Source organism: Moorena sp. SIO1F2, assembly GCF_010672755.1.
In the GTDB taxonomy this organism is placed as follows: domain Bacteria; phylum Cyanobacteriota; class Cyanobacteriia; order Cyanobacteriales; family Coleofasciculaceae; genus Moorena.
In genome coordinates this window covers 1-7,024 of the sequence record NZ_JAAHFV010000336.1, presented here as the reverse complement: position 1 = coordinate 7,024, position 7,024 = coordinate 1, and the positions used below count along the sequence as shown (strand labels likewise).

The following is a 7,024-nucleotide window of genomic DNA, read 5'->3' as shown; positions in this document are numbered from 1 at the left end:
CGGCAACTGATCATCCTACAAGATTTCCCTGACCCAGATGCTCTCTCTAGCGCTTGGGCTTACCAGCTGATTGCCCAGGAGTATAATATCCAATGCGATATTGTCTATGCTGGGACCCTCTCTCACCCGGTAACCGTTGTAGTCAAATCATCATTTTCAGTATCTCCATCCTGGTTATCAAATCCATCAAAATAACTGCATATGGTCTGCACTGATAGCTGATCATACTGTTGATTGCTAACCTGTTTCCGATAGAGCGCACCAAGTAAGTTCTGAAAATCCGTCATGGAATACCAATGTATTGGAGCAGTTCCTCGAAACTTATTAGACCAGTTTTGATTGGCGGCATACTCTACTGACCATTCCTCTCCTTCAAGCTCCACTATCCACTGAAAATTTCCATGGGGATTACAGCAATGATACTGGCGCGCCAACCCCTTGATGTCATCAAGCGTGCGTGGTTGTTCCTGTTCAAAATAATCCAGTAAAACCCTAATAATCGTTCCTTCAGTGTTTTTATTAGAAGGTTTGGTTTGATAATCAAACGTAATAGTTTGGTTCGTGGTGTCTACTATATACCTTGGTAGGTACTCTTGTTGCTTGCAAATAATAGATAGAGGTTTTTGGTCTGGTTTCCAGTCCCCACTTACACGATTGCGTAAAGCATAAGGAATTCCCAACAAGGTTTTAAGGGCATTACCTAAAGCACCCCGGGTTAGTTCTTTAACAAAAGCTTTACGTGAGGTGTACTGGTCTGTAGCAAAAATCTTAGGTATGAGTTCAACCGGAAATTGCGTGCGGTTGCTAACTTCCACTAAAAGCTGTTGATTAAAAAACTCTATCCTAACCTTTAAAATAGGTGTCTGTTTAGGATTCTGTCGCCAAACTGCTTCCTCCGCATCAAGAGCATTATCAATTAATTCTTTGATAATGTAAAAATCCCATTCATGTGCAGGACGACCTGTAATTCGGCCTAGGGCTTTGAAATCCACAAAATCAAATTCTCGATTAGAAGAAAACCCTTCATCCATGAGGCTATTTATCCTGGGTGTTACTGAATTGAAGCATGAAATTGAACCATGAATTTAGATACTCTGGTTTGGGTAAAGCCCCCGTTGGTTCTACAACTTTGGGGGGCTAGGGGATCGGAGCCTTATCCTGCGTACCTGTTCAATAAATTTTGATGTCTGGGTATAATTTCATTTTCTAGGGTCGTAAAATTAGGAAATTGATACATCCCCATTCCTCGAAGATCCAAGGGAACTTCTTTATTACTTCTATGCATCATCAAGAAAGGTTGGTTGAGTCCAATACTGATGCCAAGGGCTAAGAAGGTTGTAGCTGAACATTCTTCATCTACACGATAAATCGCAAAACGGGAAGTTTGAATAGACTCAACCAGTTGTTCTAATACAGTTTTGGCACCCCTTGCGGTTTCCAGCACTTGTTTTAAGGGCACAGCTTGTAAGTTAGGATAGGTGCTGCCTAGTGCATCGGTAATACTCCCTTCAAAGTCCTCATCCTCAATTAATCCACCCCCTGCAATCAAATACTGGGGTTGGCTACCAGCAGCTGGTAAATTAGCAATAAAATGCACTACCCCAAAGTCATACTCCTCAATTTGTCCAGCTAGCTCCCTACGCATCCTGCGAAATAAGCCACCATTAGTATAACGACTTAACGCCTCCAGTACAGGTGGAATCTTAGCCTCATGATGCTGTACTAGGAAAAATGGCGCTCCTAAACCAATGGCAATTCCCAATTCTAGGTAAACGTTTCTATCCTGGGATGGTGGCAGCAGGAACATACCGAAACGTGTAGTGTAAAGTTGATCGCAAATACCACACAGCCGAAAACCACCTAGCAACTTATCCCCGGAAAAGTAAGGCTGAATATCATCCTGACTGCCGCTAGCCTCAACTAAGGTATTAGTAAGGGTTTCGCGCCAGTCAGCCAATAGATCCGGGGTAAATCCGTGAGAAACAAAATACTCATTGGGCTTAGGAGATAATAAACGCCCCTTACACAATCCCATTTCAAATAAGGCCGGGATGGGCTGTAGTCGAGCTTGAATAACCTGCAAAGACTGTTGTTGGTTAACTAAGCCTACAGTATTTAATTGTTCAGTCAACCTAGCGGCTAGTTCTTGTTGTCCACTTTGGTAAGCAGCGTTTAAACTCTGAGAAGATAGTTGGTTTTGTTTTAATTCAGCGATATATTGCTGTATTCTCTGCTCGCTGGCACGCAGTTCACTAATTAACTTGTCGTTTTGGTTGAGTACCTCCAACAAAATAACCACTTGAGGAAGGCTCAGTTGTTCTCTTAACACGCGGCGATAGCACTCAATAAAGTCTTCTATTATCCGCTTGGAGTCTAAGTTGTATTGGTCAATCTGCTTCTTGGAATTTTCATGTCTTCCTACTTGTTTGTCAAAAGCTTCCTGAATTTTAAACCAATCAATAGCCCTGCGCTCTAGTATGTAGCCACTAATTTGCCCAGCTACTTCTGGGTCGAGGAAAAAATTATCAATACCAAGCAAATCTCGCTGAGGATATGTATTAAAGTAGAGGTCTAAAGCTTTATACAGACTTTCATGTAAGCTATCATATAAAGTCGGCTCGCTTAATCCAGCCGACTTTAACACCTTTCCGACCAGAGTGCCTTCGAGAGACTGTGCGTGATATTTAAGGATATCACTAGCAAAATTGGTGAGAATACCAGCAGCTATTGGGGTAGCAGTAAACGGTTCTGGAATAAGCATAGTATGATTAACTAATCTTTAGTATTGGCAAGAGTTCATTATTTCACTACATTAGTCCGAGCCATTATTCCATAAATCAGGATAAATCATAATTATTTCTGCTGACCACTGCTTATAGCGTTTGTATTTGAGATTTAAAGCTGTCTGGTCTTTTTTTATTGTCCAATTAAACTCCGAATCTCTTACCCCTCTTGCCTTTTAACTCTTGCCTTTTGCTTTTTTTTTGCAATAAGTCTGTGTACAACCTAGATACAAACACTATATATACCAATCCGTGTAGGAATTGTGAGAATTTTTGTTCCCTTTTCCCTACTCCCGTCTTGATGCAAAGCGCGAGTGGGGGAAACTCCCAAGACCGCGCTGCCTCCCCAAGACCGCGCTGCATCGCTACTCCCTAATCCCTAATCCCTGCTCCCTAATCCCTGCTCCCTACTCCCTTTGCTATACTGCATTGATGTGGTTGCTATCTATTTTCATAATCTAGAGTACTGTTGTATGAAAACTGGCTACTAGTTTTTGGTTAACTAGTACCCATTTTCGAGAAACGAGTACTGATGTGTGACAAACGAGTACCCATTTCCCCTTAATCATTACTGTTGTCTAACAAACGAGTACTGATGTCTAACAAACAGGTACCCATTTCTCCTTAAACAGTACTGGTGTGTAACAAACGGGTACCCATTTCCCCTTAACCAGTACTAGTTTACGACAAACGAGTACTGATGTGTGAATCTTGAACACTAATATAGCGCTACGCGCAAGGCAAGAGGGATGCATGCAAAAGTTGACTACAACAGCTTTTGCTGCTTGTATCAATGTCAAACACCTTAATGCTTAGTGCTATAAATTCTCCCGTTTGTGCGATGCGCAAGCTACGCGAACGAGGTTTATTTTAAGCTGACAGCTGATGGCTGACAGCTGACGGCTTAATGCTTACCGACAGTTGTTAAGATCAAACTCATCATTCCGACAAAAATTGAGGTAATCTCATGTCACTTGCCAAACCCTCATTTAAAAAAGTTATTCTCCCTCATCCGGCCAAAGACACCCTGCCCACCATGTATGATTTACCCAGTGAAGAGCCAGAGGAGCCCGGTTTGCCTGACGAATTTCATCTTTGGCAACCACAACTGTGTAGTGAAACATTTCGCCCTCCCAACTATGAGAGCGAAAGGGTGTTTGTGGCCAGTGACTTGAACTTATATTATGACCCCAACCATACCGCTTGGTACAAACGACCGGATTGGTTTGCGGTAGTAGGGATTTCCCGACTCTACCAAGGACGAGAGCTGAGAATGAGTTATGTGATCTGGCAAGAAGAGGTCAGACCAATTGTGGCCATAGAATTGCTTTCTTTCAGTACCAAAGATCAAGACCTTGGTTACAGTGAACGAACGGGAGAAGCACCGACCAAATGGGAAGTGTACGAGCGAATTTTAGCCATTCCCTACTATGTCACCTTCGACCGAGTCAGCAATGAATTGCGAATTTTTAAGTTAGATGGCGGCAGCTATCAGCTCCAAACCATAGACAATGCCCAATTTTGGATCCCTGAGTTGCAATTGGGTATAGGGCTATGGCTTGGGCAATATCGGGGATTAAATCGGTTGTGGCTACGTTGGTATGATCAAGATGGGAATTGGATTCCCACTGAGGCTGAACGAACCGAACTTCAACGGCAACGAGCCGAACTTGAACGGCAACGAGCTGAACATGAACGCCAACAGAAGGAACTGGCTCAACAACGAGCTGAACAACTAGCAGAACGGTTACGACAGATGGGTATTAATCCCGATGAAATTTAACCCCTGTCTGAGTTTTTCTGAAAGCTATCAGCGAACAGCGATTAGCGCTACGCGCACGCTACGCGAACAGCGAACAGCGATTAGCGCTACGCGCACGCTACACCGAACAGCTAAAGGCTGACCGCTGACCGCTGACCGCTGACCGCTCAAGGATTATTGGGGATGTGATCGATTTGGGCGTAGCCACTGAAAACTAGCTTTTTCCCTTGGGTCTCTAGACGATTGATGCGCATAGTAACACCATCCAGGTTGAAGCGGTCTAGATCCACCATATTGTTCAAGATCTCATCCAGGGCTACTGTCAAAGTTCTAGATATCTCTTGTAACGACTCTGGTATTTCATTAGCTTGAAACTGGGAGTCTTTAAACAAAATCCGCCGTCGTCGCTCTACTCCGATGGTAGATGTCATACTAATCGGTACTATGCCGTAATTAGGTAGGTCAGCCTTAGCAAATAACCGTAGACCATTGTTCGGTTGCAGCTGCACTTGCACCTCAGTAAAGGAAACCGGAGCACCACCAGATAGTGCGGTTAACCCTGGTGTAGAAAGGTTTTCCAGCCGCTTTCTAACTAGTTGTGCTTTAAAGGATTGGTTGATGTCAGCTTCAGTAAGAATAACTTGAGCGATCGCTTGAGTAGGTTGTTTCAGAGAAATCTTACCCTGAAGCACTGAGCTGAAATCCAGAGAGACAGCATCGGTTTCAAAGGACATCTCCTCTGTCCGGAATTCCCGACGAATCACTAAACCACGGCCACTCATTTTGAAACTATCGATGCTACCTTGTAGCAATTTGCTAGAGGGAAAGCAGCGCACAGAAACATCTACCGATTCGCTTGTGGTAAACAGGTGGCGAATGGTCTTGCTGGCGACAGTATTCAGCAGCTGTTCACCCCAGTCGGTGCCAGAATTATTTGTACCGGTGAAGCCACCTAACATAACCATCTTGCATCCTGCGAGAGTTACTTCTATATTTGTAACAAAATGTGAAGAACTCAGCAATCGATCCTAGGGATGAAGGTTATTTGGTTATTCCCCATTGACATCCAGTCTCAGATAGGTTAGGGGGTTATTCACCTTTGGCATCCACTTTAGGGTAGGTTATTTGCTTGCTTATCAGTTAATCATTAATCAGCTGTAGTATCTCAAACCTGTTAGCTCCAGAGGTCTCGGTTGTGGGGCTTTGGTTGTAGGGCTAAAGGGGTCAGAAGCCAGTCTCAACCTTTATAGCATTTGTCATAGTTATCAGATCCATTCAATTTTCTTATCCCGTCTTGATGCAGTCGCTAAATACAACAAACCTACCCCTGTCAACTGCTCCCTACTCCCTGCTCCCTGCTCCCTGTTCCCATTAACCCACCGGCGTAAGTAGCTGACCCAATTAAGAACTGCTTTATAATCCTTGACCTAATTGTTTACTTTCGTAAAATGTAACTTAGTATAGTTAAGGCTTTATAATACTTGTAAAGGTTAGTCAAGAGCAAAAATTAAGCTAACGTTGCGGTCTGTAACGTAATTAATGGGATTTTTCGCATGAGTATCACCAATTCTCATTTACCGATTACCCCTTACTAAACTCAGTTACAGCAAAGACTCCAGGTCAATACAGCAACCAGAGCTTTTTTTGTTCTCCTACTTTGTCAGCACCCCGCTCGCCCATAGACGAGGCCATAACACCAATAGTTAATCCCACACCTCCGAAAGCGGGTAGGACCTAGGGCTAATCTTGCCCGAATAGCTAAAAAACTCCGTTAAAAACTTCTAGGTATACGATTATGAGCGATAGCACTGCAATCAATGAAAACGTTACCGCAGTTCAGCTAGCAGAAGCTCCAGAACAGGAAACCTCTGCCTTGGATGCAATTGCCCCTTTACCTGGAAACCGTCCCATTGCTCCTAGTGACCTTAATATTAGTGAAACACAAAGCATAATGGGACATCGACCAATTGATGCCAGTAATCTCCAGGTATTAGAAACTATATCTGTAATGGGAGACCGCCCCATCACCTCTAGCAACATTGAGGTACTCGGTATCATGAAGGTGTCTGGGGAGCGACCAATTGCTGCTAGTAATCTTCATCTTGATGAAATAGAGTACATCATGGGCAAGCGTCCCATCGCCCCAAATGATATTGATGCTGATCCACAGCTGATGGGTTATTTAGATTAAATTCAATCACCCGTCGATAAGCGCGATCGCGTAGCGTAGCCCTTCGGGCTAATCGCTCTGAGCAATTGTTTGTTCCAAAATTCCCCTGTTTTGAAACAGGGGAATTTTGGGTGTTTAGTAATAATGGAATGATTTGAATAGTTTTGTGGAACGCAATTTTTGAATTAAGAATTAAGAATTAAGAATTAAGAATTAAGAATTAAGAATTAAGAATTAAGAATTAAGAATTAAGAATTAAGAATTAAGAATTAAGAATTAAGAATTAAGAATTAAGAATTAAGAATTAAG

At 43.0% G+C, this 7,024-nt stretch carries 8 protein-coding genes; 5 read left to right on the top strand and 3 right to left on the bottom strand.

Annotated elements, in window-relative coordinates; genetic code table 11:
• Positions 1-122: 122 nt before the first annotated feature.
• Positions 123-1,031, bottom strand: coding sequence for a hypothetical protein (locus F6J94_RS27385; RefSeq protein WP_293046085.1), 909 nt, complete (start codon positions 1,029-1,031; stop codon positions 123-125).
• 122 nt (positions 1,032-1,153) lie between these two features.
• Positions 1,154-2,761, bottom strand: a complete 1,608-nt coding sequence (locus tag F6J94_RS27380; protein WP_293046082.1) for a hypothetical protein — start codon at positions 2,759-2,761, stop codon at positions 1,154-1,156.
• Positions 2,762-3,056: 295 nt separating this feature from the next.
• Here F6J94_RS27380 and F6J94_RS27375 point away from each other — a divergent pair, with 295 nt between their 5' ends.
• The 3 genes from F6J94_RS27375 (at position 3,057) to F6J94_RS27365 (ending at position 4,687) form a co-directional block, all read left to right on the top strand.
• The gene (locus tag F6J94_RS27375; RefSeq protein ID WP_293046078.1) at positions 3,057-3,245 is read left to right on the top strand and encodes a hypothetical protein; all 189 of its coding nucleotides are present in this window, start codon (positions 3,057-3,059) and stop codon (positions 3,243-3,245) included.
• A gap of 505 nt (positions 3,246-3,750) precedes the next feature.
• On the top strand, positions 3,751-4,566 hold the full coding sequence (locus F6J94_RS27370; RefSeq protein ID WP_293046073.1) for a Uma2 family endonuclease: 816 nt from the start codon (positions 3,751-3,753) through the stop codon (positions 4,564-4,566).
• On the top strand, positions 4,556-4,687 hold the full coding sequence (locus F6J94_RS27365; RefSeq protein WP_293046070.1) for a hypothetical protein: 132 nt from the start codon (positions 4,556-4,558) through the stop codon (positions 4,685-4,687). The genes F6J94_RS27370 and F6J94_RS27365 overlap by 11 nt, the downstream gene beginning before the upstream one ends.
• Positions 4,688-4,712: 25 nt before the next feature.
• Here F6J94_RS27365 and F6J94_RS27360 read toward each other — a convergent pair whose 3' ends face one another.
• Entirely contained in the window at positions 4,713-5,504 is a 792-nt protein-coding gene (locus tag F6J94_RS27360) for a DUF2993 domain-containing protein (protein WP_293046067.1), read from the bottom strand.
• Positions 5,505-5,748: 244 nt separating this feature from the next.
• Between F6J94_RS27360 and F6J94_RS27355 the strand changes: the two genes are divergently transcribed.
• Complete coding sequence (locus F6J94_RS27355; protein ID WP_293046064.1) at positions 5,749-5,937, top strand: hypothetical protein; 189 nt, start codon at positions 5,749-5,751, stop codon at positions 5,935-5,937.
• Positions 5,938-6,340: 403 nt separating this feature from the next.
• Positions 6,341-6,736 (top strand): hypothetical protein, encoded by a 396-nt coding sequence (locus F6J94_RS27350; RefSeq protein WP_293026440.1) that lies wholly within the window; start codon positions 6,341-6,343, stop codon positions 6,734-6,736.
• Positions 6,737-7,024 lie beyond the last annotated feature (288 nt).